The sequence below is a fragment of the Paenibacillus sp. YPG26 genome (genome assembly GCF_023704175.1).
In the GTDB taxonomy this organism is placed as follows: domain Bacteria; phylum Bacillota; class Bacilli; order Paenibacillales; family Paenibacillaceae; genus Fontibacillus.
In genome coordinates this window covers 3,077,675-3,101,786 of sequence record NZ_CP084530.1, presented here as the reverse complement: position 1 = coordinate 3,101,786, position 24,112 = coordinate 3,077,675, and the positions used below count along the sequence as shown (strand labels likewise).

Annotated in this window: 29 protein-coding genes and 1 riboswitch; of the genes, 19 read left to right on the top strand and 10 right to left on the bottom strand. The window is 47.2% G+C overall.

Features of this window, described 5'->3' with window-relative positions:
- Nucleotides 1-37 precede the first annotated feature (37 nt).
- The 8 genes from LDO05_RS14735 (at nucleotide 38) to LDO05_RS14700 (ending at nucleotide 8,251) form a co-directional block, all read left to right on the top strand.
- Nucleotides 38-403: a thioredoxin family protein gene (locus LDO05_RS14735; RefSeq protein WP_251376125.1), complete on the top strand. Its 366-nt coding sequence runs from the start codon at nucleotides 38-40 to the stop codon at nucleotides 401-403.
- Between the two features lie 166 nt (nucleotides 404-569).
- Entirely contained in the window at nucleotides 570-1,499 is a 930-nt protein-coding gene (locus LDO05_RS14730; RefSeq protein WP_251376124.1) for a COX15/CtaA family protein, read from the top strand.
- Nucleotides 1,500-1,611: 112 nt separating this feature from the next.
- Nucleotides 1,612-3,378: a UbiD family decarboxylase gene (locus LDO05_RS14725; RefSeq protein ID WP_251376123.1), complete on the top strand. Its 1,767-nt coding sequence runs from the start codon at nucleotides 1,612-1,614 to the stop codon at nucleotides 3,376-3,378.
- Between the two features lie 26 nt (nucleotides 3,379-3,404).
- Nucleotides 3,405-4,136, top strand: coding sequence for a Cthe_2314 family HEPN domain-containing protein (locus LDO05_RS14720; RefSeq protein WP_251376122.1), 732 nt, complete (start codon nucleotides 3,405-3,407; stop codon nucleotides 4,134-4,136).
- Nucleotides 4,137-4,226: 90 nt separating this feature from the next.
- A riboswitch (SAM riboswitch) is annotated at nucleotides 4,227-4,389 on the top strand.
- A gap of 79 nt (nucleotides 4,390-4,468) precedes the next feature.
- On the top strand, nucleotides 4,469-5,485 hold the full coding sequence (locus LDO05_RS14715) for a methionine ABC transporter ATP-binding protein (protein WP_251376121.1): 1,017 nt from the start codon (nucleotides 4,469-4,471) through the stop codon (nucleotides 5,483-5,485).
- Nucleotides 5,485-6,153 carry a methionine ABC transporter permease gene (locus tag LDO05_RS14710; protein ID WP_251376120.1) on the top strand — a complete coding sequence of 223 codons (669 nt, stop codon included), beginning with the start codon at nucleotides 5,485-5,487 and terminating at the stop codon, nucleotides 6,151-6,153. Before LDO05_RS14715 ends, LDO05_RS14710 begins: the two co-directional genes overlap by 1 nt.
- A gap of 69 nt (nucleotides 6,154-6,222) precedes the next feature.
- Nucleotides 6,223-7,089 (top strand): MetQ/NlpA family ABC transporter substrate-binding protein, encoded by an 867-nt coding sequence (locus tag LDO05_RS14705; RefSeq protein WP_251376119.1) that lies wholly within the window; start codon nucleotides 6,223-6,225, stop codon nucleotides 7,087-7,089.
- A 385-nt stretch (nucleotides 7,090-7,474) separates the two neighbouring features.
- Nucleotides 7,475-8,251 carry an SDR family oxidoreductase gene (locus LDO05_RS14700; protein WP_251376118.1) on the top strand — a complete coding sequence of 259 codons (777 nt, stop codon included), beginning with the start codon at nucleotides 7,475-7,477 and terminating at the stop codon, nucleotides 8,249-8,251.
- A gap of 138 nt (nucleotides 8,252-8,389) precedes the next feature.
- Here the strand turns inward: LDO05_RS14700 and LDO05_RS14695 are convergent, their stop codons facing one another.
- The gene (locus tag LDO05_RS14695) at nucleotides 8,390-8,635 is read right to left on the bottom strand and encodes a NifU family protein (RefSeq protein WP_068620113.1); all 246 of its coding nucleotides are present in this window, start codon (nucleotides 8,633-8,635) and stop codon (nucleotides 8,390-8,392) included.
- Nucleotides 8,636-8,715: 80 nt separating this feature from the next.
- On the opposite strand from LDO05_RS14695, the gene LDO05_RS14690 reads away from it, so the two are divergent.
- Complete coding sequence (locus LDO05_RS14690) at nucleotides 8,716-8,970, top strand: YuzB family protein (RefSeq protein ID WP_251376117.1); 255 nt, start codon at nucleotides 8,716-8,718, stop codon at nucleotides 8,968-8,970.
- A gap of 71 nt (nucleotides 8,971-9,041) precedes the next feature.
- Here the strand turns inward: LDO05_RS14690 and LDO05_RS14685 are convergent, their stop codons facing one another.
- Both LDO05_RS14685 and mqnE read right to left on the bottom strand, forming a co-directional pair.
- Nucleotides 9,042-10,103, bottom strand: a complete 1,062-nt coding sequence (locus LDO05_RS14685; RefSeq protein ID WP_251376116.1) for an NAD(P)/FAD-dependent oxidoreductase — start codon at nucleotides 10,101-10,103, stop codon at nucleotides 9,042-9,044.
- 50 nt (nucleotides 10,104-10,153) lie between these two features.
- On the bottom strand, nucleotides 10,154-11,260 hold the full coding sequence (mqnE, locus tag LDO05_RS14680; protein ID WP_251376115.1) for an aminofutalosine synthase MqnE: 1,107 nt from the start codon (nucleotides 11,258-11,260) through the stop codon (nucleotides 10,154-10,156).
- Between the two features lie 321 nt (nucleotides 11,261-11,581).
- Here mqnE and LDO05_RS14675 point away from each other — a divergent pair, with 321 nt between their 5' ends.
- Nucleotides 11,582-11,941: a HesB/IscA family protein gene (locus LDO05_RS14675; RefSeq protein ID WP_251376114.1), complete on the top strand. Its 360-nt coding sequence runs from the start codon at nucleotides 11,582-11,584 to the stop codon at nucleotides 11,939-11,941.
- Between the two features lie 222 nt (nucleotides 11,942-12,163).
- Nucleotides 12,164-12,427: a hypothetical protein gene (locus LDO05_RS14670; protein ID WP_251376113.1), complete on the top strand. Its 264-nt coding sequence runs from the start codon at nucleotides 12,164-12,166 to the stop codon at nucleotides 12,425-12,427.
- Nucleotides 12,428-12,742: 315 nt separating this feature from the next.
- Here LDO05_RS14670 and LDO05_RS14665 read toward each other — a convergent pair whose 3' ends face one another.
- Both LDO05_RS14665 and LDO05_RS14660 read right to left on the bottom strand, forming a co-directional pair.
- Nucleotides 12,743-12,958, bottom strand: coding sequence for a helix-turn-helix domain-containing protein (locus tag LDO05_RS14665; RefSeq protein ID WP_251376112.1), 216 nt, complete (start codon nucleotides 12,956-12,958; stop codon nucleotides 12,743-12,745).
- Nucleotides 12,959-13,118: 160 nt separating this feature from the next.
- The gene (locus LDO05_RS14660; protein ID WP_251376111.1) at nucleotides 13,119-13,808 is read right to left on the bottom strand and encodes a hypothetical protein; all 690 of its coding nucleotides are present in this window, start codon (nucleotides 13,806-13,808) and stop codon (nucleotides 13,119-13,121) included.
- 129 nt (nucleotides 13,809-13,937) lie between these two features.
- Here LDO05_RS14660 and LDO05_RS14655 point away from each other — a divergent pair, with 129 nt between their 5' ends.
- Entirely contained in the window at nucleotides 13,938-14,141 is a 204-nt protein-coding gene (locus LDO05_RS14655) for a hypothetical protein (protein ID WP_251376110.1), read from the top strand.
- 536 nt (nucleotides 14,142-14,677) lie between these two features.
- Here the strand turns inward: LDO05_RS14655 and LDO05_RS14650 are convergent.
- Nucleotides 14,678-14,905 (bottom strand): galactose oxidase, encoded by a 228-nt coding sequence (locus LDO05_RS14650; protein WP_251376109.1) that lies wholly within the window; start codon nucleotides 14,903-14,905, stop codon nucleotides 14,678-14,680.
- Nucleotides 14,906-15,137: 232 nt separating this feature from the next.
- On the opposite strand from LDO05_RS14650, the gene LDO05_RS14645 reads away from it, so the two are divergent.
- Nucleotides 15,138-15,800, top strand: coding sequence for a hypothetical protein (locus tag LDO05_RS14645; RefSeq protein ID WP_251376108.1), 663 nt, complete (start codon nucleotides 15,138-15,140; stop codon nucleotides 15,798-15,800).
- Nucleotides 15,801-15,998: 198 nt separating this feature from the next.
- Here the strand turns inward: LDO05_RS14645 and LDO05_RS14640 are convergent, their stop codons facing one another.
- Together LDO05_RS14640 and LDO05_RS14635 are read right to left on the bottom strand one after the other, a co-directional pair.
- Entirely contained in the window at nucleotides 15,999-16,217 is a 219-nt protein-coding gene (locus tag LDO05_RS14640; RefSeq protein WP_251376107.1) for a hypothetical protein, read from the bottom strand.
- Between the two features lie 39 nt (nucleotides 16,218-16,256).
- On the bottom strand, nucleotides 16,257-16,457 hold the full coding sequence (locus LDO05_RS14635) for a hypothetical protein (RefSeq protein ID WP_251376106.1): 201 nt from the start codon (nucleotides 16,455-16,457) through the stop codon (nucleotides 16,257-16,259).
- A gap of 221 nt (nucleotides 16,458-16,678) precedes the next feature.
- Between LDO05_RS14635 and LDO05_RS14630 the strand changes: the two genes are divergently transcribed.
- Both LDO05_RS14630 and sda read left to right on the top strand, forming a co-directional pair.
- Nucleotides 16,679-17,341 (top strand): YheC/YheD family protein, encoded by a 663-nt coding sequence (locus tag LDO05_RS14630; RefSeq protein ID WP_251376105.1) that lies wholly within the window; start codon nucleotides 16,679-16,681, stop codon nucleotides 17,339-17,341.
- Between the two features lie 302 nt (nucleotides 17,342-17,643).
- Nucleotides 17,644-17,787 (top strand): sporulation histidine kinase inhibitor Sda, encoded by a 144-nt coding sequence (gene sda / locus LDO05_RS14625; RefSeq protein ID WP_251376104.1) that lies wholly within the window; start codon nucleotides 17,644-17,646, stop codon nucleotides 17,785-17,787.
- Between the two features lie 354 nt (nucleotides 17,788-18,141).
- Here the strand turns inward: sda and LDO05_RS14620 are convergent, their stop codons facing one another.
- Nucleotides 18,142-19,143, bottom strand: a complete 1,002-nt coding sequence (locus LDO05_RS14620; protein ID WP_251376103.1) for an NAD(P)/FAD-dependent oxidoreductase — start codon at nucleotides 19,141-19,143, stop codon at nucleotides 18,142-18,144.
- Nucleotides 19,144-19,508: 365 nt separating this feature from the next.
- Here LDO05_RS14620 and LDO05_RS14615 point away from each other — a divergent pair, with 365 nt between their 5' ends.
- Both LDO05_RS14615 and LDO05_RS14610 read left to right on the top strand, forming a co-directional pair.
- The gene (locus tag LDO05_RS14615) at nucleotides 19,509-20,702 is read left to right on the top strand and encodes an NAD(P)/FAD-dependent oxidoreductase (protein ID WP_251376102.1); all 1,194 of its coding nucleotides are present in this window, start codon (nucleotides 19,509-19,511) and stop codon (nucleotides 20,700-20,702) included.
- A gap of 1 nt (nucleotide 20,703) precedes the next feature.
- Nucleotides 20,704-20,961 (top strand): hypothetical protein, encoded by a 258-nt coding sequence (locus LDO05_RS14610; protein ID WP_127200138.1) that lies wholly within the window; start codon nucleotides 20,704-20,706, stop codon nucleotides 20,959-20,961.
- 103 nt (nucleotides 20,962-21,064) lie between these two features.
- Here the strand turns inward: LDO05_RS14610 and hemQ are convergent, their stop codons facing one another.
- Nucleotides 21,065-21,811, bottom strand: coding sequence for a hydrogen peroxide-dependent heme synthase (gene hemQ / locus LDO05_RS14605; protein WP_251376101.1), 747 nt, complete (start codon nucleotides 21,809-21,811; stop codon nucleotides 21,065-21,067).
- 163 nt (nucleotides 21,812-21,974) lie between these two features.
- Here hemQ and LDO05_RS14600 point away from each other — a divergent pair, with 163 nt between their 5' ends.
- Nucleotides 21,975-22,268 (top strand): YuiB family protein, encoded by a 294-nt coding sequence (locus LDO05_RS14600; RefSeq protein WP_251378739.1) that lies wholly within the window; start codon nucleotides 21,975-21,977, stop codon nucleotides 22,266-22,268.
- 308 nt (nucleotides 22,269-22,576) lie between these two features.
- Nucleotides 22,577-24,100: a replication initiation and membrane attachment family protein gene (locus LDO05_RS14595; protein ID WP_251376100.1), complete on the top strand. Its 1,524-nt coding sequence runs from the start codon at nucleotides 22,577-22,579 to the stop codon at nucleotides 24,098-24,100.
- The last annotated feature ends 12 nt before the right edge of the window (nucleotides 24,101-24,112 follow it).

Below are 24,112 nucleotides of genomic sequence, written 5' to 3'. Positions count from 1 at the left end.
TGACTAAGAGAGATAACTATAGAAAGGAATGAAGCTCATGAAAGAAGTGACATCACCTGGTGCGTTCACCGTTGAGACGCAGTCCAGTAATCTGGTTGTAGCCGTCTTCAAAGCCGATTGGTGCGGAGATTGCAGATTCATCGATCCGTTCATGCCTGAGGTTGAGGAGAAGTACGGGGATCGGATCACATTCCTTCAGGTGGATGTGGACAAGGTTGGAGACGTGAGTCAGGAGCAGAACATTCTGGGCATTCCGAGCTTCGTTGCCTATACCGATGGACGCGAGCTGGTCAGATTCGTCAACAAAGCGCGTAAATCCCGCGAAGAAATTGAGGATTTCCTGAACAAAGCCCTGGATGTCTATCGCACACTTCACGACACAGCGGAACGCAAAGAGAACTAATCGCAGTAATCAATGTCACAGGCGTCATCCTTATTAGGGTGGCGCCGTCCTTATGATTTGAACATTTTGTCACAAGTGACTTATGATATGTACATACTCATCGGTTATAATGAAAGAGCAGTTCCGAAATGTCTACATCAAAATTAATATAGCAGGTGAGGAAATTTTGAATACCAAACGTCTAAAATGGCTCAGTTACGCCTCCAGCTTTGTGATGCTGATGGCTACGCTGGGCGGAACCGCAGTAACCAAGCTGGACGCGGGCCTTGGATGCGGCCGTGAATGGCCGCTGTGTCACGGGAAGTTCGTACCCGCGCATACCTTATCTTCGATTATCGAATGGTCGCACCGGGCAGTTAGCGGGGCGGCGGGGCTTCTTGCCCTCGCGGCCTTCGTTGCCTTCATGCTCTACCGTAAGGAACGGCGTGACCTCAAGCTCTACGCCTTGTTTGCCTTGATCTTTGTGGTGGTCCAAGCCATCATGGGGGCATTTGCCGTCGTGTTCTCTCAATCTTCTGCCGTTATGGCTCTTCATTTCGGCTTCTCGCTGATCGCCTTTGCCAGCTCATTGATGCTTGCCCTTGGCATGCGGGAACAGGAACGGGAAGAAGCCAACCTGCCGAAGCTTCCATCCCGCCCGGTAAGCAAGACCTTTCGCAACCTGGTGTGGTTCGCCACATGTTACACGTATATCGTTGTGTATCTAGGGGCCTATGTCAGTCATACGGATTCAGCTGGAGGCTGCAGCGGCTGGCCACTATGTAACGGGGAAGTGATTCCCGAGCTTACCGGGGGTGTCGCTATTGCTTTCATTCACCGTCTGGGAGCGATGACCCTGTTCATTGTCATCGGGATTCTTGGTCACTTTGCCTATCGGAAGCATCCGGGCAACAAGGAGATCAGATCCTTGGGAGTTGCCGCAACGGTGCTTGTCATTATTCAGATTTTCACAGGTGCTTTTCTCGTACTGAATCTTAATAACCCGCGTACGTATGTCTTCGCTTCCTTAGCACACATCTTCGTTCTGGCCTGCTTGTTCGGCGTGCTTAGTTATATGAGCATCAAGACCTGGCTGCTCAGCAGAACGAAGGCATAGAGGATAGCCGAATAGCAATATGCATGACAACTCAAGCTCCGCACCTGCTGCGGAGCTTGAACTAAGTTTAGGAGCAGGGGAATCGCTTTAAATATTAGAGGAGGAATGGTCTATGGGTTACAGGAACTTAAGACAGTGGATTGAGGCTCTTCGCAAGGACAAGCAGCTCGCTGTTATCGATGCGCCGGTTGATCCTTATCTGGAGCTTGCCGAGATTCACCGCCGGGTTATCGAAGAGGGAGGTCCGGCCCTGCTGTTCACCAATGTCAAAGGTACCCCCTTCCCGGTCGTAACCAATCTGTTCGGTACGCCGCGCCGTGTGGAGATGGCCTTCGGTCCAAGACCGGAGGAGCTGGCGAACCGTCTGGTGGGGGCGATGAACACTTTGCTGCCACCAACTCCCAAAGCGCTGTGGAATGAGCGCGGACTGATTCGGGAAGTGTTAAAGGTGGGAATGAAGTCGGTGCCCAAGGGAGAGGCACCGATTCTGCAGGTATGCCGGACGGATCGGCCGCTTGCGGATCTGCCTAAAGTGACAAGCTGGCAGGAGGACGGAGGTCCGTTCGTGACCCTGCCGCTGGTGTATACCGAGAATCCTGCTCAGACCAAGGAGAATAACTTAGGCATGTACCGGATTCAGCTGTATGATGACCAGACAACCGGGGTCCACTGGCAGATTCAGAAAGGAGGAGGATTCCATTATCATGAGGCTGAGAAACGCGGAGAGGCACTTCCGGTATCTGTGTTCCTCGGTGGTCCTCCGGCCCTGATCGCCGGTGCTATTGCGCCCGTGCCAGAGCATATCTCGGAGCTGCTGGTGACCTCCTTCATTCTTGGGGAGAAGCTGCCTATGGCCGTGAATCCTATGGGCGGCCACCGGATTCCAGCAGAAGCCGAATTCGCGATTCAAGGCTTCGTCCCTCCGCATGAGCGGCGTCTTGAAGGCCCGTTCGGTGACCATTTCGGTTACTACTCTCTTCAGCATGAATTCCCGGTGCTTAAGGTCAGCCATATGTGGCACCGTAAGGATGCGATCTATCCGGCAACGATCGTGGGCAAGCCGCGTCAGGAAGATTACTATATTGGTGATTTTCTGCAAAAGCTGCTCTCTCCGGCATTTCCGGTAGTTATGCCAAGTGTCCGGTCCCTATGGACTTATTCCGAGAGCGGCTTCCATGCCTTGGCCTCCGCAGTCGTCCGGGAGAGCTATTCACGGGAAGCCCTGGTTGCCGGCTTCCGGATTCTCGGTGAAGGTCAGCTGTCCCTGACCAAATTCTTAATGCTTACGAATGTGCCTGTGGATCTGGCAGACATCAAGATCACCCTTAAGACGATCCTGGAACGCTTTAATCCGCAGACGGACTTATTTATATTTAACAAAACCTCCAATGATACGCTGGATTATACAGGGCTTAAGCTGAATCACGGAAGCAAAGCGATTCTGATCGGTGTGGGTGATCCTGTTCGCGAGCTGCCCCGGGAATACACAGAAGGCGAAATCGCCGAAATCGATGAAATCGCCGTATTCCACGATGGATGTCTTGTCGTATCCGGTGCTGCATATGAACAGGAGCCGGAGCTTCCGGAGAGACTCCTGGCCCGTCTCAGAGAGAAGGGAACGGCTTGGCCGTTAGTTGTCCTGGTCGATCATGCGGAGGAAGTGGCGAAGAGCTCCAATGCGTTCACCTGGACGGTCTTCACCCGGTTCAATCCCGCTTCGGATATCTATGCGCATGCGGAGATCCGTCAGCATCACCTAGCCTACAGTCTGCCTATCGTAATTGATGCCCGGATGAAGCCAGGCTATCCGGATGAGCTGTTCCCTCGCGAGGATATTGTGAAGCTGGTGGATCAGCGCTGGAAGAGTTATTTTGCATAATACTGGAGTAGAAAGGGGGAGGGCCTATGCTGCGCAGCCTGCTAGGGGAACCGCCTCGGAAGAATGAAGGACTGTTCGCGGACACGCTGGAAGCCATGGAACGTACTGCCCAGCTGTTCCAGAAGGCAATGGATAGGAATCAGGATCATAAGCAGGACTATTTCAAGCTTCAGGTGTGGACTTACGGATTGATCTCCTCTATTGATGAATTGGAGCAGTGCACGTATGCCGCAGCCTTCTTCCGCCGAGCGGTGCACACGAGGTTGATGAATGACATGGGCCCCCAGGAGAAAGGGGACTATGCCCGCTATGTGTATTTTTACAAAGACGGATTCATTCGGGTCTTCTCCCTGCTGGATAAGCTCGGAACCCTCCTTAATGAGCTGTATGAGTTGAATACCGGTAAGGTCAAGCCGCATTATTCGTATTTTACTGTGCTGCGGCAGCTCCATAGTCTCAAAGTGCATAGCGACCTTGGGAATAAGCTGATGTCTATCCATGAAGGACACAAGGATTATGTCTCCCGCCTGCGGCGCAGACGGAATATGGAGATCCATTATATGAATGCGGAGATGCAGGATGATCTGTGGCATAAGCATCTGGCGATGCAGGGCAAGCTTGAAGTCGAGAACCTGGATGAGTACCTTGCAGACCTTACACGGAGCTATCAAATGGTGCTTGAATCGCTTCATTCGGCCTTTGAATATACCAACTTTTATATTAGCAAGCAATCAAATCGGAATAATATGCAAAAATGAATAAATTGTCTTTGACAAACGTTATAAAAGCCACTATACTGAGTATCAGTTTCAGAAAGAATTTCAATATAAGATTGAAAAATTTCATATTTCTTATCAAGAGTGGCGGAGGGACAGGCCCGATGAAGCCCGGCAACCGATTTGCGCACAGTTCAATCAAGTTCTGGTAGAACCCCTGATGATCTGAGCTAGAATGGCATGGTGCTAAATCCTTCAGAAGCGTAATTCTATTTGCGATTCTGGCAGATGAGAAGGTAAAGTCTCAATTACGAGAGCCCTACAATTCTGCTGAGGGCTCTTTTCGTTGTGTGATATAGAGGAGGATCGAACCTTTGATTGAACTAAAACAATTGACTAAGACATACGGAACGAAGAAGAGATCCACAACGGCACTTTCAGAGCTGAATCTTAAGGTTCAAAAGGGTGAAATCTTCGGCGTTATTGGTCATTCGGGCGCAGGGAAGAGTACGCTGATCCGCTGTATTAACCTGCTGGAACGTCCCACCTCAGGCGAGGTGTGGGTGAACGGGGTTAATCTGACGGCACTCGGTAAAGGGGAGCTTCAGAAGCATCGCCGCAAAATCGGCATGATCTTTCAGCACTTCAATCTTTTGTCCTCTGCGACTGTATATGATAATATCGCTTTTCCGTTGACGCTGACGAACACGCCTAAAGCTGTCATTGCGAAGAAGGTAGGAGAGCTTCTTGCCCTCGTCGGGCTTGAAGATCATAAGAACAAATACCCGGCTCAGCTGTCAGGCGGACAGAAGCAGCGGGTAGGCATCGCGAGAGCGCTAGCCAGTGACCCGGATGTACTGCTCTGTGATGAGGCTACTTCCGCACTGGACCCGCAGACTACGGATTCCATTCTTAGATTGCTGCTGGATATTAACCGCAAATTTAATCTAACGATTATGTTGATTACACACGAAATGCACGTGATTCAAAGTGTGTGTGACAAAGTCGCGGTTATACATGCAGGCGGAATTGTGGAAGAGGGACCTGTAACCGAGGTGTTCCTGAAGCCGAAGCATCAGGTAACCCGGGAGTTCATCAACCGGGAGACAACGGGAGCGGATGCGCTTAAGCTGGCGCTGTCCACTACCAACTCCGGCTCTTCCAGACAGGTGAAGATTACGTTCCTGGGAGCCCAGACCTATGACTCTCTGCTCTCGCAAATTGTGCGCGAGACCGGTGTGAATTTCGCGATTCTTCAGGGAACGATATCGACCATCAAGGATATGCCTTATGGACAGCTGCTGGTCTCCTTTGAAGGCGATGCTTCAAGTATTCACCGGACAATCACCTTGCTGAAGGAACGGAATCTAGATGTGGAGGTGATGAACTGATGTGGGGACTTGATTTCTCATTGCTTGACTGGGAAGAGATGGGTCAAGCTACCATAGATACGCTCAAGATGCTGGGCGCGTCTGCCTTGCTAACTTTCATTATAGGCCTGCCGCTTGGTGTGCTTCTGTTCATCACGGCGCGATCCAATTCCGCGCTGCTTAGATTCATATATAGAATTCTCTCGTTCGTCGTTAATATTCTGCGTTCAGTACCTTTTGTCATTCTTATCGTGGCGTTGATCCCGGTGACCCGTGCCATTTTCGGCGTATCCATCGGGGTAGAGGGAACCATTCCGCCGCTGGTGATCGGGGCAGCTCCCTTCTTCGCAAGACTTGTTGAGACGGCGCTGCGTGAAGTAGACCGCGGTGTAATCGAAGCGGCGACCTCCATGGGAGCATCCACGTTTCAGATTATCCGCAAGGTGCTGCTGCCTGAATCTATGCCGGGCCTGATTGCCGGCATGACCATCACGGTTGTTACGCTGGTCTCTTATACCGCGATGGCGGGAATGGTTGGTGGCGGCGGTCTGGGTGACCTGGCAATCCGCTATGGATATCAGCGGTATGAGAAGGAAGTTATGATCGTCGCTGTCGTGCTGATGATCATTCTTGTTCAGCTGCTGCAGATGATTGGCGATCGTCTGGTGGCTCATTTTACAAGGAAATAAGGAAAGTCTATATAGATAAATACAAGAATTATAAATCCTTATTCAAAAAAACATATTGGAGGTCTGGAAATGAAAAAATGGTCAACAGCTTTTCTGCTACTTACACTTGTATTGGTACTTGCAGCCTGCGGCAGCAAGCCACAAGAGACTAGCCAAGGATCCACGGATACAGGCAGCAAAGGTTCTACCCCAACAGAGACGAAGACAGCTGCTGAGCCGGTTAAGCTGGTTGTAGGAGCGACTGCCGTTCCTCATGCTGAGATTCTTAACCACATCAAGCCTAAATTGAAAGAAGAAGGCGTGGAGCTTGAAGTTAAAGAGTTCACGGATTACGTTCTTCCTAATACTCAACTGTTCGAGAAACAACTGGATGCCAACTTCTTCCAGCACCAGCCTTACCTTGACGATCAGAACACAAAGAATAAATTTGATCTTGTAAGTGTGATTGGCGTACACGTTGAACCATTTGGCGCTTACTCCAAAAAGTTCAAGACTGCTGAAGAAATTCCAAGCGGCGCAAAAGTAGCGATTCCTAACGATGCTACTAATGGTGGACGCGCACTTCTTCTTCTTGCGAAGAATGGCCTGATTACCTTGAAGGATGGCGTTGGAATCAATGCAACAGTGAAAGATATTGTTACCAATCCGAAGAACATTGAGATCAAGGAGCTTGAGGCTGCTATGCTGCCGCGTGTTCTTGACGAAGTGGACCTGGCTCTGATCAACACGAACTATGCGCTTGAAGCTAAGCTGGTTCCAACTAAGGATGCCCTCTTTATCGAAGATAAAGAATCACCGTACACCAACATTCTCGTTAGCCGTCCTGACAACAAGGATTCTGAGGCAATCCAGAAGCTGGCGAAAGCTCTCACTACACCTGAAGTGAAGAAGTTTATTGAAGATAAGTATCAAGGTTCAATTGTTCCTGCGTTCTAAGCAGGAAAATTGAACCAAGGGGCAATTGTCCCAGCGTTCTAAGCAGGAAAATTGAACCAAGGAGCAATTGTCCCAGCGTTCTAAGCTGTGAAATTGAACCAAGGAGCAATTGTCCCAGCATATTAAGCTGTGAAGTTGTTCGTTACCAAGAGCGGTTCCTCCTTTTTAGGAACCGCTCTTTTTTGTGCTGATATATAAGTATTCTAAAGAGTTATCCACACGGATGTCTGAACGTGTATTCAATAGTTCCTTATATCTTATATAGCTGCGTACGCTCTAAATGTATTCAGAACCCTCAAGTTGTGGGGAAGGAGCAAATATTTTATACTTGAGGTGAAGGTCAGAATGAGATAAGGTAGACGCCTTGTTGGGAGGAGAATCCGCTGTGAAAGGTAAAATTGCTCTGATAACAGGAAGTGCCAAAGGATTAGGCAAAAAGACGGCGCTTGCCTTGGCGGATCAAGGCTGTCACATCGCTCTGAATTACGTACACAGTGAAGCTGAAGCGCACGAGCTTCAAGGCGTGATCAGAGGGAAAGGTGTCCGCTGTATTGCAGTTCAAGCGGATGTAGCGAGTTCACAGGACATAGCCAGACTGGTAACGGAGGTAGAGAGCCAGCTGGGTACAATAGATATTCTGGTTAATAATGCTGGTCCATTTATCCGGGAACGCCGATTATTTGCGGAATACACCAGGGAAGAAATCTTATCCCTAATTGAGGGGAATCTGGTTGGTCCGATGCTGCTGGATCATATGGTGCTCGCGGGAATGCGGGGCAAGAATTGGGGACGAATTATCCACTTTGGCTTCGGTCATGCCGCTGAATCCCGCGCTTGGCCGCACAGGGCAGCTTATGCTGCCGCGAAGACAGGACTTGTATCGTTCACCAAGACCCTTGCGGTGGAGGAAGCCCCATATGGAATTACGGTCAATATGATCTGTCCTGGAGATATCCGGGGCGTGAATAAGGAGAAGTCCATTGCCGAGGTATGCGGAGAGGCGGATGGGGAGACACCAAGAGGAAGACCCGGAAGCGGGGAAGACATTTCCCGTGTGATCTCATTCCTGTGTCAGCCTGAGTCGGATTTCATTACAGGTAACATCATGGATATATCAGGAGGGCTTGATCCGATCCGCCCCTGGATCAAACCATCGACCTAAATCTGTACGGCATACGGCGCGGCAATCCGCAGCAGATAAGAAAAGAGTCCTGGCACACCGGCGTGCCGGATGGCCAAGACTCTTGCTGAAGTGCCAGCCTGGGGGCTGACCACCTTAAGGATATAACTCGTGTATAAATTAAAATACTTGTACAACTTCTTGAACGCCTTCGACTTCTTCAAACAAAGCGCGTTCGATCCCTGCTTTAAGTGTGATTGTAGAACTTGGGCAGCTGCCGCAAGCACCCACCAACTTAAGTTTGACGATGCCATCCTCCACGTCAACGAGTTCGACGTCACCGCCGTCGCGCTGCAGGAAAGGGCGAAGCTTATCAAGCACTTCCAGAACTTCATCATACAAAGTATCTTGTGCATTTTGGCTCATATTTCTCAACTCCTTTCTTATATATTATATTACAAACGACTTGAAATTTAAATGGCATTAGTAAAGCGAGGCAGATCCGAATGAGACCGATTATAGAATTTTGTGTTAACAATATGCATTTTGGCACAGACGAAGTCATGGAGAGACTCGAACAGAATCCGGATTATGATGTTCTGGAATACGGATGCCTGACCCACTGCGGTGAATGCTTTCTGGCTCCATTTGCCCTGGTGAACGGGGAATTCGTTGAAGCCGAGAGTGCTGAGAAGCTGTACGAACGTATTATGGTCAAAATCAAAGAAATAGATGCCTGGTCTGAGCTTGATCTTGACTAACTGTGTAACAAAAAGGGGCGACCGTGCAGCCATAGCAATGGCTGTCCGGTCGCCCTTTTGTATATATGTGATTAGCCGAGGTGGTGCTTGGACATCCAAAGCACGCCGCTCTTCAGGATCCGAGGCACCCGCCCCATAACCTGACGTTTGCCCATTAGGCCAAAGCCTGCCTTTTTACCAAGAGAACCCAGGGTCCCCTTCAGCTTGATCGGCGACAGACGCGGAACCTCTCCTCGCCATAGGGCAAGAGCGATGTGGGCAATCTGCTCACCTTGTCCTTCAGCGGCTTGTCCGCTAGGGGCAAAGGGAAGGCTCGCGCAGTCCCCGCATACATATACTTCAGGATGCTCAGGAATCTGATAATACTCGTTAAGCAGAACCCTCCCCTGATGATCCTTGGGAACGTTCAGCTTTTGCACGATTTCAACAGGCTGAATCCCCGCCGTCCAGACCGTGGCATCCGACAGAATGTCATCTCCGGTAGTGTGAATCACTCCCGGTTCAAGGGAAGAGATCGAGATATGGGACAGGGTCTCCACATCATGTCCATGGAACCACTTCTCAACATAGGCTGACATCTTCGGCGGGAAGGCCGAGAGTACACGCGAGCCCCGGTCAATCAGAGCGATGTTCAGGTCGGGCCGGCTCTCTCTAAGTTCTGCGGCCACCTCAACACCGCTCAGGCCTCCGCCAACGATATTTACACGGCCATAGGGCTTAATGTCATTTAGTGTACGGTACGTCTGACGAACAGCGCTCATGGACTGAATGGTGCATGCGTATTCCTCGGCACCGGGGATTCCATGGAAGCGGTCTGTACATCCTAGAGCAATAACGAGCTGGTCATAATAGACCGGATCATCGTTCTCCATGATTACTTTTTTGTTCTCAAGGTCAACCGAGACGACTTCCCCATACTTCATATTCAAATTCTGATGAACGGGGAAGGGAACGCGCAGCTCCACATCCGAGGCTGTACCGGCCGCCAGGGCGTAATATTCCGTCTTCATCGTCTGATAAGGCATCCGGTCGATCATAGTCAGGCGAATATCGCTAGGCATGTTCCCCTTCAATAGCGTATTGGCAACTGTGACACCGCCGTAACCTCCACCCAGGATAACAAAATGTTTCATGTTTATCGGATCCTTTCTTATGCAGCTCGTTAGGTTCTGTGGTTATGTTGTTATTCAAAAACTTCAATTTCATTGTAGAATGTATCTCTCTCGACAGGAATCCGCCCGGCACCCTTCACAAGCCAGATCAGCTCCTTGCGGGTCAAGCCTTCAGGCGTATTCGCTCCGGCAGCATGGCTGATCTTCTCCTTGAGAATGGTGCCATGCACGTCAGAGGCCCCGAAGCTCAGTGACACCTGAGTCAGCTGGGTGCCAATATTAATAAAGTAAGCCTTGATGTGCTGAATATTGTCGAGCATCAAGCGGCTGATGGCAATGGTCTTCAGGTCTTCATAAGCTGAATTGCGGCGCATAATGCTGGCGTTCTTGCTCTTCGGCTGCATGGAGAGGGGGATGAACACCATGAAGCCGTTCGTCTCATCCTGAAGATCGCGGATCTGTATCATATGGCGAATACGGTCCTCATGGCTTTCAATGGAGCCGTACAGCATAGTGGTTCCCGTTCTGATCCCCAGCTTGTGAGCGGTGCGGTGGACTTCCAGATAGCGGTCTACATTGGCTTTGTCGACTTTCATTTTCTCCCGGTACTGATCGGATAGAATCTCAGCGCCTCCGCCTGTTAGGGACTGTAATCCGGCTTGCTGGAGCTGCTGAAGAACTTCAGTTATACTCAGGCCGCTGATCCGGGTGAAGAAGTCGATTTCTGCCGCGGTATAGGCTTTAAGGGCAACCTCCGGGAAGCGCTCGTTCAAAGCTTTTAGTGAATCCACATAATATTGAAAAGGAACATGGTTGTTGTGTCCGCCTACAATATGAAACTCACGGATACCAGGGTGGATATGCTGTTCCACATACTCAACCATTTCAGGACCGGACAGGGTGTAGGAGCCTTCTTCCCCCTGGTCTTTGCGGAAGTTGCAGAAGGCGCAATAGGACTCACACACATTGGTGAAGTACAGGCTCATATTCTCGATAAAATATACTTTCTTGCCGTTCTTCTTGAGGTTAACCTCATTCGCAAGCTGACCGATCGTAAGCAGATCGTCGCTTTCATATAAATATACCCCATCCTCAAGGGTTAACCGCTCCCCGCGGCGCACCTTTTCAATAATTTCAGCCATTCTCTGGTCTGTATGAGGGGTTGCAGTTACTAACATAGGGATATCCTCCAATCTAGGGTCGGTGATGCTCGTGTTATACCTTATGCCTAATGGCTATAAAATAACGTCTAATGTTCAGACGCTTTGCTGAGTTACAGCGGAGAACTAGCATTGTGAAAATTAGAACAGGTTACTTGATAATAAAGCCCAAGTGTTGTTGTCAAAATTGTGACAAACGAGTGCATCCATACCATTATAAACCTCACTTTCTATTCGGGCAATAAGTATAGTCGGTAATTACTGCCGGAGAACGTCCCTTGAGGGGAGGTATATTGTGGAGTATAATGAGATAAGGTAAGGATAAGGAGGTATCATACAATGATTAATATCACTGATGCAGCAGCTGCTCAAATAAAAGAAATGCTCTCACAGCAGGAGACGCCTAATATGTTCCTTCGTCTTGGGGTACAGCCGGGAGGATGCAGCGGATTCTCCTACGGGATGGGCTTTGACGATGAAGAAACCGATGCTGACGTGTTCATGGAAGTAGGAGGCATCAAGGTCGTTGTGGAGAAGGACAGTCTGAAGTATTTGAACGGACTGGAAATTGATTACGAGGCTTCCGGCATGTCGGGCGGCTTCTCCATCCACAACCCGAACGCGATTGCTACCTGCGGCTGCGGCTCCAGCTTCCGTACCCGTGAAGATGCGGGACAGCCTGCACCGGAGCAGTGTTAAGGGCTCTTACATTAACGTTTTAAGGTTCGTTTGTCTGACGTAAGCCGACACGTAAGCTTATGCGCAAACAGATGTTCGGGGTTGCGGATAACAACGGTAATTTGAGCGTCCGCAATCCCGATTGATGCAAAATAACAACCCCAAAACGGCCGCTTATGGATTGTTAATTACGACCTCCACACGTATTAGTCGCGAACTATACGTTAATGGAGGTCTTTTTGTATGGCACTGAAGAAGCGGGAACGACGCGTACCTAATGGAGCGACAAGAGTAGAACGCGAATATCCGGCGATAGGACTTGAACAGGCGATTGACTTTGTAATTAGCGCTAAGAGGACGGAAGGACTTCGTGAGAGGACGCTGCAGGATTATACGAAGCATTACGGTTATTTTATTATCTTGCTGCGCGAGTTTTATCCGGATATCGAGGAAGTAGCCGCGATAACTACGCAAATAATTCGCGATCACATTTCGTATATGAAATAAGATAAGGTACGCTATGAAGGACATAAGTACGTATCAGCAGAGAACCAACGCGTCGGGCTTTCCGATACTACCATCAATATACGGATTCGTACGCTTAAGGCGATCTTTAACCAATTGGAAGGGGACGAGCTTATCGAGTTCAATCCGTTAACAAAAAAATCTAATACTCAAGGGGGGCCAAACATGGACTTTTCTCAAAACTGGATCAATATTATAAATCCAGTTAAGGAGTATAAGGACGAAAAGTCTTATGTTTGGTTTAAAGGCCATTCCGACACAGACTATTCACTGTACTCAGGAATCTTTCATAATTCTTCAAAGTTGGTCGAGTAATCCGTAATTTCCTTGCTGCCTGTATTTTCTCATCCATTTCTTGACACGGTCTTTTTCTTGGATCCCAAGCTTATCGGTAATCTGACGATAGGTCCACTTTTCCTCCTTGGAAGGGTATAGGTGGCAAATGCTCCCCATCTCCACATTCATTCGAATAGCCTCCAACTCTGTCTCCAATGTGTAAGTTTTAAATTTCATTCCTTTGATGGACATAAAAAAGCACCTCTTAAAATTCATCGGTTTTACCCAGGAGGGTTCCAATGTTCTACTTTAAGGGATGCATTTCATTCAAACACTAGGACTCTTTTCTATAGGATCCGTTTATACGAAACTCCCAAACAAAATTTGGGAATTGCAATTAATAAAGTGAATAAGTCCATTCTACATCGAAAGGTTTTCTAAAATGCTGATCTGTACCCACCGTATAGCCCAGTACCCCTAAACTAACACCACCAGAGCTAGAAGTTGTAGTATCAACCACCCCTGATCCGGAAACTGATATGCTGCCTGTTGGATAACTACCAGTCGCAGAATCGGCATAAATAGCAGGGTCTGCTATAGTATAAAGCCCGCTAGACGCAGCAACAAGATTCACTCCATTGACTTTGTTTATTTGCCCAAAAGAACTACCTGTTGTGAAATATAAATTGAGATTGAGATTTATACGTACTGTAGCAAAATCATCAAGAACCTTATCTTTATAAACAGTTCTGTTTTCATAATATCCACTAGCTTGTGTTTGGGATTGTGACTTGTTTTTACTAGTAGTAGGGATCAATTCTCCATAAGCATCAACTTTCTTACCAGTTGCTTTATCAATAATATCAATTCTTACTTCTTTAGAATTTTCAGTTCTTACAAAAGAATATTCATCTTCTGTATATGGCACGTTTACATATAGATCATAAAGCTTTAACTTAGATACTTCAGAAGAAGACGATTCAGACGCAGCTGCTGATGCTACGACTGGGGATAAAATACTACTTACTGGTGTGGCTAGAACAGTACAAGCAAGAATTACAGATGGGATTACTTTACTGATTCTCATTACAACACTCTCCTTTTGTAATTTGGTTTAAATTCCAAATATAGTATATAATGTATCTTTTTTTGTAAATATATTGATATTTTACTATTTATATGGTAAAATTTTATAATTAAAGGAGGTGTCATGGGAATGCAAGATGAAGAGTGGGTTCAATATATAACTGGTATGTCTCAAAATATCAGTAGAATAGCAGATAGCATTAACTTAAACTTGCCTGACACAACTGACAGTATCCAACACCTTACAAGTACTTTACAATTCACTAATATACTACTGGGAGTTATAGCTGTTATTTCTATCACAAACCTTATTTTGAAGTTTAAGAGAAAATAATATATTAGTGTGTTTTCATTTGAAAGTAAGGTGTAAACTATTTCGCACTTTAACTAAGTGTAGACTGTGATCTATTTTGATCGAGTATTTTGCCTAATCAGTTTTTTGCTTAATACTGAAAAATTTCGTAGCGATCAGGAGAAAATCATAGACTCATCTTAAATATGGGCAGACCTACAGAATCTTTGTGAATATTTTTTTTAAGCGTCTATGCTGTTTTTTTCGAAGTAACTACAAAGTAAAAACAAGCAGCATGCCGCGCCTTTACGTTTCGAGCGGCTTTATAAACCTTAATGCCGACGTGACGTATCTTGACATTACTATCTGCCGGGACAGCCGCCAGCAATCCGAACTCCGCTTTCTTATAGCCGGTCACCCATACGTCGCTTACGACTAGTTAATGACCTTCTGCCATGCGCTGCTGCCTATTTTTTCGCGATCGCAACGGAACCCGACATGACTATTAAAGCTGTTTAGCGTTAAGGAAATAAACGCAACTTAAAAAGAGCCCTACTAACGGGCTCTTTCTTTTTGTCCTATTTACTTGACGTATACTCGCTGACTTCAAACGTAAGAATTTTATTGAAGATTACGCACTCTGTGCGCTTACCGAACGGGCCTTTATTCCACGTTTTGATGAAAGCATACTTTGCTGGGCCGTTTCCAGAGTCTTTCGCATCGTACCACTTAATAAAATCAGAAACTTCTTGGGAAGAGAGATCGTATTCTTTTTCCATGCCGTTAACTAGGGTGATAGTTAACATAGCCCTGTCTCCTGATATTGGAAAATCTGGATTATTCGGCGGATCAACTGAGGACGGTCCCTGGAGTTCCACTTCAACAACTGCCCACTCTTTAGAAACGTTTGAATTCGCTAGCACTCTAGCGGGTTCTTGAATATAGTTACGTAGGGATTACGTTGGAGGGCGCTTTCTTTGTTTGTAGTGACAGCGGACCAGGTACATCGTAATATTTAGGGGGTGAGGGGGAGGATTTGTGGAATGGTACAATAGATCCAAAAATAAGGGTGTTTTCCTTTTAATACTCATCCTAATTATATTTGGGTTATTTAAATTTTTTGAGGGTGACAGCGAGGAAGCGCCAGTATCTGGTGATACTACATCCACAACTTCTGTTACTGCAAAAGAAGTGACAAAACCAGGAGTAGAAGAACCGGCATTCGATTGGTCCAAAGCGGACGTGACTGAGGAAAATGTACGTAAGGCGCTTGCGAATGAGGTAACTGCTGTGTCTATCCCTCTAAATGAGACAACTTTCAGGAGGTTTGCAGCAAGTTCGGACACAACAGGGGAGTACATAGAGATCACAGTTAATCCCGGAGCATTTTGGGACTCTAAGGACTTCGTAAAGATAGATGGCGGCTCTCTGATTGCGTACTCTAAAATCCTATTTAATAACCCTAAGGTATACGAAGTATCAGTATCCGTGAATATCGACAATGTTAGCGGCGGAGAAAATGATGGAGTGTATATTTCGTGGCGCCGTGAGCAGGTTAAGGACGTAGACCTGGAAAAGGTTTTGGATAACGTCATCGGTGATTACACAGTTCCGTATCAACTTGCTAGGAAATATTCTATACAAAAAGAATTATACGACAGCCTTGAGAGTTTTGATTTGCCAAAGGATAATAATTTGTAAACAATACATACGCTAGATTCTTCAAATGAAACGCTCGTTTATTTATTGTTGATAATAAGGCCCCTGAAATAACAAGGCTTCGCGCACCGCGCGGAGTCTGTTTTGCGTGTTAACGAGCATGATCACATCTCGATGTATAGTTTGAGTAAGCGTTAATTACGAAGTCCCTCCGAGATGCCGGAGGGACTTCATAATTAACTATTCAGCAGTGCTGAACATCGTTATATCGCGGGCGTAATGCGACTGCTTACCCGTTTCTATATTACGGATACGAACATAATCCGAGCAATATTTCTCAACTATACCACGACCAATTTCACAATATACACCAGCTTCATCTTCCTGCCAGGCGGAGATGACCTTCTGGGACAGCGCCGCAGCGAAGAAATCGATATCTGCGGTTAATGTATGGTTCATTCCCTGACTCCTTTACTATAAGTTTTACAGGACTTGCAATTAGAAGAATTGTTTGTTCAGCATTAGATAGATCATTCCGGCGGTGATGATGGAGAAAGCCATACAAGATGCGCCAAGGCCTCTTCGGGAATCCCTGAAGAACCGCACGCCTATGGCAAATACCGCGATCGTAACTGCAACGAGCACAGTAGACATCGCAATCATAGCAACCCAATAAAGAATTCCGAACAACTGCTCCAACAGAAGAATCCCCCTATTAACTGTAGGTACGGGTCTACTATATACCAGAACGATTTGTTTGAAAAGAGTATAAACGATGCAATAATCCCTTAGAAAGCGGACAACAGCCGGATTTCTTGAAATTAGGCGGTCAGGTGGACATAGATACAAGAACAAAAGTCCTGTTTTGAGTAGTTATAACCATAAGTACGAACCTTCGGACAGAGAAAGGAGAGAGGTCGATGGCGGGAAGACAGCTGGCCAATAAGTGGCTTAAGACAGAGGCGCTTCTTACAGACAAGCGAATTCAGAGACATATTCCACAGACAAGCATGTATAGTGCGTCTAATATGAAGCGGATGCTCCAAAAGCACAGGATGGTGGTAATCAAGCCCATACGGGGCGGTGGGGGTTATGGGGTAATTAAGGTCGTATCCAGCGGCGGCGGTTATTCTATTACACATATGGCGGATACGCGGTCGTTCAGAAGCTTTGAAGCCATGGAGAGGTCGCTGAGCCGGATCAAAGTCAGACGTCCGTATATCATACAGCAGGGAATTCAACTGGCAACCATTGCGGGAAGACCTATAGATTATAGAGTGAAAGTGGCCAAGGGCGCAAAAGGCTGGGAATACCGTGCCATGGTTGGGAGGCTTGCCAGACCCGGCCTGTTCGTGACTAATTTGTGCAAAGGGGGAACCCAGCTTCCGGCGAGGGAGGCTTTGGCAAGATCCGGTTCATCTTCCTCTGGAAGACGGGAGCGGCGGAGGATGCGTGAATTGACAAGCAGATGCACAGATATTCTGGAACAAAGGTTTCCAGGCATCGGTATCCTCGGATTTGATTATGGAATAGACACACAGGGACGTATCTGGATATTTGAAGTTAATACCCGTCCCCAGTAATAACTTTATACAAATTAGGATAAAACAGGTTTATTAAGCTCTAGGTCAGGTTAATGTATTGGAAAGCTGTATAAAGCCTGCAAAAGACTGTAAAAAAATATTTTTGAAGATTTACAGCCATGTATAGTCCTGTGAATAACTTTTATCCACACTATCCTAACCCGTCTACCAAGATATTGGGGGATTACTAACAACTTATTCACAGGATTTCCACAACAATATGTGGATAACAAGAACGCTTGTTCTGTCACTTTATTGTTGATATGATAATTACAGGAAAATTTTAGGAAGGAGTGATAGTTATGGCGACATTAACAGATGAAATGCTGCTGGATTCTTACCATTTGGCCAAAGAGCTCCAACTAGACAGGGAATTCATCGCACTCCTGTTAGCCGAAATTCAGAAGAGAAAGCTTAGTACACAGGCGGGGCTTGTACTACATTAGGTTCCGGTGGAGATCCACGCAGTAGATATACTGTCCCCCACAGTACTGGCAGCTCACGATATGTTCGCAGCCTGCCTGTTCGGAAGCGGCCCCGGAGTATTGATCAGCTGAATTGTAGGGACTATAGGGACCTTTATAATCTTCAACTCTCCCGCAATCCTCAAGGAGTTGTCCACAAGTTGGACAACCTAATGACAGATTGAACAGGCCGTTACATAGTGAGCATATATAAGACAAGGGTATCTCTCCTTCTTGACGAATGTGTCCAGAAGTTAAGATACCCTTCATTGTGTTATAACATGTGTTCAGGTGGACTAAACGAGCTCAGATGTCCAGGACTTCTATAGATTCCATCTAGAGCTTGAGATTGCTGCTGTGTCCAGGCGATAGCTTGGCGGATGGATCAATATAGACTTTGGCGTTATTCACTGCTGTAGGGGCTTCACCGAAGCCTACGGCGATTAGCTTTAATTTGCCCGGGTAGGTAGTGATGTCTCCCGCTGCAAAAATGCCGGGAACAGAAGTCTCCATTCGCGAATCCACAACAATGGAGTTGCTCTCAATGTTAATGCCCCACTCTGCGATTGGACCGAGGGAAGAGAGGAATCCGAAATTGATAATAACATCATCTACTTCAATCTCTTGGGTCTCATTTGATTTGGTGTGGGTGAGTACCACACGTTCAATGGTGTCATCTCCGTGAAGAACCGTGATCTCGGTTGGTGTAATGACCTGAACACTTGAAGACATAAGGTTCTCAACACTGTGCTCATGGGCCCGGAACTTATCCCGGCGATGAATAAGAGTAACCTGCTCGGCAATAGGCTCCAGCATAAGCGCCCAGTCTACTGCGGAATCTCCTCCACCGCTAATGAGAACCTTGCGGCCGGCGAATTTGCTGAGATCACTTACGAAGTAATGCAGGTTCTTGCCTTCGAACCGGGCAGCCTCTTCCAGCTCAAGACGGCGGGGCTCGAACGCCCCAACACCCGCGGTAATAATTACTGCACGCGCATGGTGTTCACCCTGATTGGTTGTGACGATGAAGTGGCATTCATCTTTTTTCTCTACATTGATAACCTTCTCTTCAAGGCGGATATCCGGATTGAAATGCTTGATTTGCTCATTTAGATTATTAACAAGCTCCTGAGCTGTAACTTTAGGGAAGCCGGCAACATCGTAAATATATTTCTCAGGATAGAGCGCGGCAAGCTGCCCGCCAAGCTGAGGCATGCTCTCGATCAATTTCACGGATGCTTGACGCATACCGCCGTAAAAGGCAGCAAACATGCCCGCAGGACCGCCGCCGATAATCAGCAGATCTGTGAAGTCATTGCTTTGATTAAGGTCAGACATAACTAAGCACCTCCAAAAATAGACATAAGTCAATACCACTTAATTATAATGATGCTTTCTTTTCTTGCAAATTTTTCTGAAATAACTCAGAAACCATCCGCATAATGCCTAAGAACATGCACAAATGCCCCTGAAATAAAGACTTGATCTTTTACTTTAAAGCCTTTATTATTCAAAAGAGTCAAAAGCCCAAATTTTGCAAATTTGAGGAAAAACGAAGCTGAATACAGCTCAGATGTGCAAGAGTACTATTAAGATGTTCATTTTTAGGTGGCAATACCCTGAAGTTTCAAGTGTATAATTTCACAAATAATTTTGGCGTTCTGAACAAATATAGATTGAAGCAGTTGGAAGGAGAACAAATCATGAGTTCCATACCTAAAATCGTCGTTCTGGGTGCTGGATACGGTGGGATACTCACCGCTCAGAAGCTCCAGAAGGAGTTGAATTATAACGAAGCTGACGTAACCCTCGTGAATCGCCATGATTATCATTATTTCACAACACATCTGCACATGCCTGCCGCAGGAACGGAATCCATAGATCATACACGAGTCCAGATCTCCAAGCTGATTGATGAATTCAAGATTGACCTGGTTAAATCTAATGTGCAGGAAATTCGTCTATATGATAAAAAAGTCATCTTGGAGGACGGAACGTTATCTTATGATTATTTGATCATTGCTCTTGGTGGTGAGCCCGAATCGTTCGGGATTCCGGGGCTTGCAGAGCATGCGATGACGATTCGCAGTATTAACTCCGTGCGCCTGATTCGTCAGCACATTGAATATCAATTCGCCCAGTATAAGATCGATGAGAACCGGAAGGACCGGCTTAATTTCGTCATTGGCGGAGCTGGCTTTAGCGGGATCGAATTCGCTGCCGAGTTAGCTGACCGGATTCCTGACCTATGCAAGGAGTATGATGTGGATCCATCCCTGGTACATATCTACAATGTGGAGGCCGCCCCAACGGCGCTTCCAGGCTTTGATCCGGAACTGGTGGAATATGCGATGAATGTTCTCCAGAAGAAGGGAGTTACCTTCAAGATAGGAACGGCGATCAAGGAATGCACATCCAAGGGCGTTATCCTGGCAACGGACGAAGAGATCAAGTCAGCGACGGTCATTTGGACGGGAGGAATCCGGGGCAATCGGTTGGTAGAGGGCGCCGGATTTGAGACCATGCGGGGCCGGGTGAAGATTGACGAATATCTGAGGGCTCCTGGACATGAGCATGTGTTCATAATTGGAGACAATTCGCTAATGTTCAATGAGGAAGGCAGACCTTATCCTCCAACGGCCCAGATTGCCATGCAGCAGGGAGTGACTTGTGCGCATAACGTCGTGGCTTCCATCCGCAATCAGCAGCTTAAGAAGTTCGTCTTCAGTAATAAAGGAACGGTAGCTTCATTAGGTAAGCGGGAAGCAATAGGAGCGGTGGGAACCAGGAAGTTCAAGGGATGGAAGGCAGCACAGCTCAAGAAACTGGTAGATCTGCGTTACTTGTTCATTATTGGCGGTATTCCGCTAGTCCTGAGAAAAGGAAGGTTCTTCTAAGATGCGGCATTGCAGTGTTCAGGTACGCGGATTGCTCACACGTGACGAGCTTGATCGTTATAACGGACTGATCGAAGCCGGATCCTTCCTGGAGAGTCAGCAGCGCTATGACCTGGCCTACCATGTACAGAAGGAAATAGATACCTTGATTCTTCCTGCAATTGAACGGCTAAAGGAAAAAAGCAGGGACCGGGACCGGGCCACGGCGGAGTTCCTCGAATCTCTGAAGCGGCTGGAGCAGGAAGAGGATGAGGATTAAGCTGAGGCTAAGATACGGTTAACCTGTATGTTATTCAAAAAGGGTGCCATGGGAACAATAATGTTCCTATGGCACCCTTATTATATGCAGAGAAAAATCCCTATTACAGCTTGAGCATCTCAGCGAATAATTCATCAGTCAGCAGATTGCCGATATAGAAGCTGCCGAACTCTCCGTATCTTGCACTGACTTCATCGAAGCGCATCTCGTAGACCAGCTTCTTGAATTGAAGAGGATCATCCGCGAACAAGGTTACGCCCCATTCCCAGTCATCAAAACCAACAGAACCTGTGATGATCTGCTTCACCTTGCCGGCATACCCGCGGCCGATCAGGCCGTGACTGCGCATCAAATTGCGGCGTTCTTCCATCGACAGCATGTACCAGTTGTCAGCAAGCTCACGTTTCTTGTTCATAGGATAGAAGCAGATGTGCTTGGACTTGGGAAGTACAGGCTGAAGCCGGGCAATAACTTCCGGTTTCTGCCGCGGATCTCCCTCGCCTGAAGCGAGGTAATTGCTTAGCTCCACTACGCTGACGTAGGAGTAAGCTTTGGTAGTATACTCGGCAAAGGTGGTTTTATTGAAAGCTGTCTCCAAGCGGTTGATCTCTTCAAGCGATTCGCGAAGGAACATGAACACGAAGTCAGCCTTTTGTCCAATGATTGAATATACTGCGGTGCTTCCTGTACCGGCTTCTTCAACCGCTCCCCATTCTTGTAAAAACACGTGTAGTTCATCCAGAGCTACGGCACGTTCCTCGTCATCCGCTGCTTTCCAGGCGGTCCAATCCATGGCGCGGAAATCATGAAGCGCGTACCATCCTTCTAGTGTTAAAGCTGCCTCGTTCATCTTATCACTCCTAATTATTTCATGCTCTTGTTCCATTGTAGCTAATTGAGGCTGGGCGGGCAAATGGCTTCATCAGGTCTTCACAAACTTCATTGCAGGGTCTGCAATTTTTTAGTACACTGACATTAGTGTTGATAGAGGGGAGCACGAAAGCGTCATGGGATTGGGATTTATCATCGTTTTTATACTCATGGTATTGTTTTTTGTCATGATGTTCGGCATCGGATTTATTCTAAATATGTTGATGAAGACAACATGGTTTCCTAGCTACATCTTCATCATCGTAATACTGCCTATAGTCGTATACTCGTTATGGGATCATACACAGCCTATGGGAGCCTATCTTCAATCCTTCCGTGTGGTGGATTACTTGACAGCGGTTGCAGGGCTTGCAGGGGCTATTCTCAGCGGCTGGACTATTCAGAAGCTACGGCTTGGCGGATATAAGATGTTTTAACTGGGTTCAAATACAAATGTGAACAGACTGCATTCTGACAGGTGCAGTCTATTTGTCTATCTCACTGCTGCCATATTGTCTTGCGAAAGCAGCGTTTCACATAATAGAGGAGCCCGTGCTTTTATAGAGGAAGTCTACTTAGATTTGCACAAGCCCGAATAATTGGCAAAAGAGACGTGATCCATGAATCGCTCGCTTGTAATCAGCCAATATCGGCGAATTTTGTAATCTTTTAACGATTCCGGTCAGAGAGATTTGTGCTAGAATAGATAAAGTCTACATTTGGCCACGAGAAGGAGCGATAGGTTATGCGGATCACTAATTTACACCATTTTTCAGAAAATCATTCTTTCTGCGTATATCGCGATTTCGGTCTTGGCACCGTAGACGGAACTATGCTAAGTCAAGTCTATCAGCCTATGGTAGGCGCTTTTGCGATTTCACTTTATCATCTTCTCGTTCAGCAGGTACCGATGGAGAAAGTCGGTTATTCCCCGGTAGAGCAGCAGCGCCGCTTGTTCCTAACACTTGGACTTGAGCCAAGCGAGAAGGGCAGAAAGCTTCTGGTTGAGCTGACCTCCAAGCTGGAAGCTGTTGGACTGCTGCAGACCAGCCGGATTTATTTGCCGGAGAATGATGATTATTTATATGAATATGAACTTCAAGCCCCTTTGTCCCCGGCCGAATTCTTCAAGACCCAGCATTTGACGCTTCTGCTGAGAGACAAGATTGGCAAATTTGCCGTGCTCTCTCTTCAGGAACAGCTGTGGAGCAAAGAGAATGGGGATTTCCCCGGCCGTTCCATGAACAAGGAGAATATTTCCGTTCCTTTCTACGAGATTTTCGAACTGAATGCCCACTCTATTGATTATGAGCTGGAGCAGGCGATTGCTGAAGTCTCAATCTCCAGACAACCCGGTCTCAGGATTGCTGAAGAAGAGGGGTTCAATTATGCGGATATTATTCTGCGCTTTCCGCGCAATTCCGCTAACCGCACTTATGTAGAAGGACTCCGTTATAATACAGAACAGCTGGGCACCGTGAATTACGTGGCCCGCAAGTATGAGCTATCCGTTCAGGATCTGTGCCGGCTGCTGGACGAAGACGATATCTTTGATCCGGATGGCCGTATTCTGCAGGAGGAGCTTGAGCGCAGGGCCAATCTCTTCTTCAGGCAGGAGAAGAAACGGAAGGGTGAGCGTCAGGTTCAGGGCGGCAAGGTGATCTCGCTTAGACAGCAGGAGCATGCCGGTACGAACGAGGCTCCGCTGGAGCATGCGGTGCAGATGGAATTCTATGTCGAGGTACCGCCTCAGTTCATGGAGAAATGCGATATTCACCAATATAATATGATGCTGCGGAATGAGCCTTATACTAGGCTGCTGAAGACCTTTTTCCCTGGCGCAATACCGGATAATTTACTGGATATATTCGAGAACATTGATCACAATTATAAGCTGCCGAGTGAAGTTATCAATGTGCTGATCCATTATTTGATGGCTCTTCTGACCTCAGGTGGAGAACAGCGGATCAACCGTAACTTCGTGAACGCGATTGCTTCCAATATGCTGATGAAGCAGGTTAACACGTATGAGAAGGCCGTACATTATATCCGGGAACAGGCTAAAGTGAAGGTCAAGAACGAGACGGCTGCCGCGGGTGCTCCAGCAGGCCGGGCAAGGCCTTACTCCAGAAATGCCAGGCTGAAGCCGGAGATTCCTATTGTGCAGAGTACCGGTACGGATCAGGACGGCGGCGTATCGGAAGAAGAGTTTGCCGAGTTGATCAAGATGGCCGAAATGATGCAGGCGGGTAAGAACAACGGAATTTGAGAATGGAACAGA

What these genes read in the sequence shown, in the direction of transcription:
- LDO05_RS14735 (WP_251376125.1), top strand. Translation starts at nt 38, where the DNA reads ATGAAAGAAGTGACATCACCTGGTGCGTTCACCGTTGAGACGCAGTCC.
- LDO05_RS14725 (WP_251376123.1), top strand. Translation starts at nt 1,612, where the DNA reads ATGGGTTACAGGAACTTAAGACAGTGGATTGAGGCTCTTCGCAAGGAC.
- LDO05_RS14720 (WP_251376122.1), top strand. Translation starts at nt 3,405, where the DNA reads ATGCTGCGCAGCCTGCTAGGGGAACCGCCTCGGAAGAATGAAGGACTG.
- LDO05_RS14710 (WP_251376120.1), top strand. Translation starts at nt 5,485, where the DNA reads ATGTGGGGACTTGATTTCTCATTGCTTGACTGGGAAGAGATGGGTCAA.
- LDO05_RS14705 (WP_251376119.1), top strand. Translation starts at nt 6,223, where the DNA reads ATGAAAAAATGGTCAACAGCTTTTCTGCTACTTACACTTGTATTGGTA.
- LDO05_RS14695 (WP_068620113.1), bottom strand. Translation starts at nt 8,635, where the DNA reads ATGAGCCAAAATGCACAAGATACTTTGTATGATGAAGTTCTGGAAGTG.
- LDO05_RS14690 (WP_251376117.1), top strand. Translation starts at nt 8,716, where the DNA reads ATGAGACCGATTATAGAATTTTGTGTTAACAATATGCATTTTGGCACA.
- LDO05_RS14685 (WP_251376116.1), bottom strand. Translation starts at nt 10,103, where the DNA reads ATGAAACATTTTGTTATCCTGGGTGGAGGTTACGGCGGTGTCACAGTT.
- mqnE (WP_251376115.1), bottom strand. Translation starts at nt 11,260, where the DNA reads ATGTTAGTAACTGCAACCCCTCATACAGACCAGAGAATGGCTGAAATT.
- LDO05_RS14675 (WP_251376114.1), top strand. Translation starts at nt 11,582, where the DNA reads ATGATTAATATCACTGATGCAGCAGCTGCTCAAATAAAAGAAATGCTC.
- LDO05_RS14670 (WP_251376113.1), top strand. Translation starts at nt 12,164, where the DNA reads ATGGCACTGAAGAAGCGGGAACGACGCGTACCTAATGGAGCGACAAGA.
- LDO05_RS14665 (WP_251376112.1), bottom strand. Translation starts at nt 12,958, where the DNA reads ATGAAATTTAAAACTTACACATTGGAGACAGAGTTGGAGGCTATTCGA.
- LDO05_RS14660 (WP_251376111.1), bottom strand. Translation starts at nt 13,808, where the DNA reads ATGAGAATCAGTAAAGTAATCCCATCTGTAATTCTTGCTTGTACTGTT.
- LDO05_RS14655 (WP_251376110.1), top strand. Translation starts at nt 13,938, where the DNA reads ATGCAAGATGAAGAGTGGGTTCAATATATAACTGGTATGTCTCAAAAT.
- LDO05_RS14650 (WP_251376109.1), bottom strand. Translation starts at nt 14,905, where the DNA reads ATGTTAACTATCACCCTAGTTAACGGCATGGAAAAAGAATACGATCTC.
- LDO05_RS14640 (WP_251376107.1), bottom strand. Translation starts at nt 16,217, where the DNA reads ATGAACCATACATTAACCGCAGATATCGATTTCTTCGCTGCGGCGCTG.
- LDO05_RS14630 (WP_251376105.1), top strand. Translation starts at nt 16,679, where the DNA reads ATGGCGGGAAGACAGCTGGCCAATAAGTGGCTTAAGACAGAGGCGCTT.
- sda (WP_251376104.1), top strand. Translation starts at nt 17,644, where the DNA reads ATGGCGACATTAACAGATGAAATGCTGCTGGATTCTTACCATTTGGCC.
- LDO05_RS14620 (WP_251376103.1), bottom strand. Translation starts at nt 19,143, where the DNA reads ATGTCTGACCTTAATCAAAGCAATGACTTCACAGATCTGCTGATTATC.
- LDO05_RS14615 (WP_251376102.1), top strand. Translation starts at nt 19,509, where the DNA reads ATGAGTTCCATACCTAAAATCGTCGTTCTGGGTGCTGGATACGGTGGG.
- LDO05_RS14610 (WP_127200138.1), top strand. Translation starts at nt 20,704, where the DNA reads ATGCGGCATTGCAGTGTTCAGGTACGCGGATTGCTCACACGTGACGAG.
- hemQ (WP_251376101.1), bottom strand. Translation starts at nt 21,811, where the DNA reads ATGAACGAGGCAGCTTTAACACTAGAAGGATGGTACGCGCTTCATGAT.
- LDO05_RS14595 (WP_251376100.1), top strand. Translation starts at nt 22,577, where the DNA reads ATGCGGATCACTAATTTACACCATTTTTCAGAAAATCATTCTTTCTGC.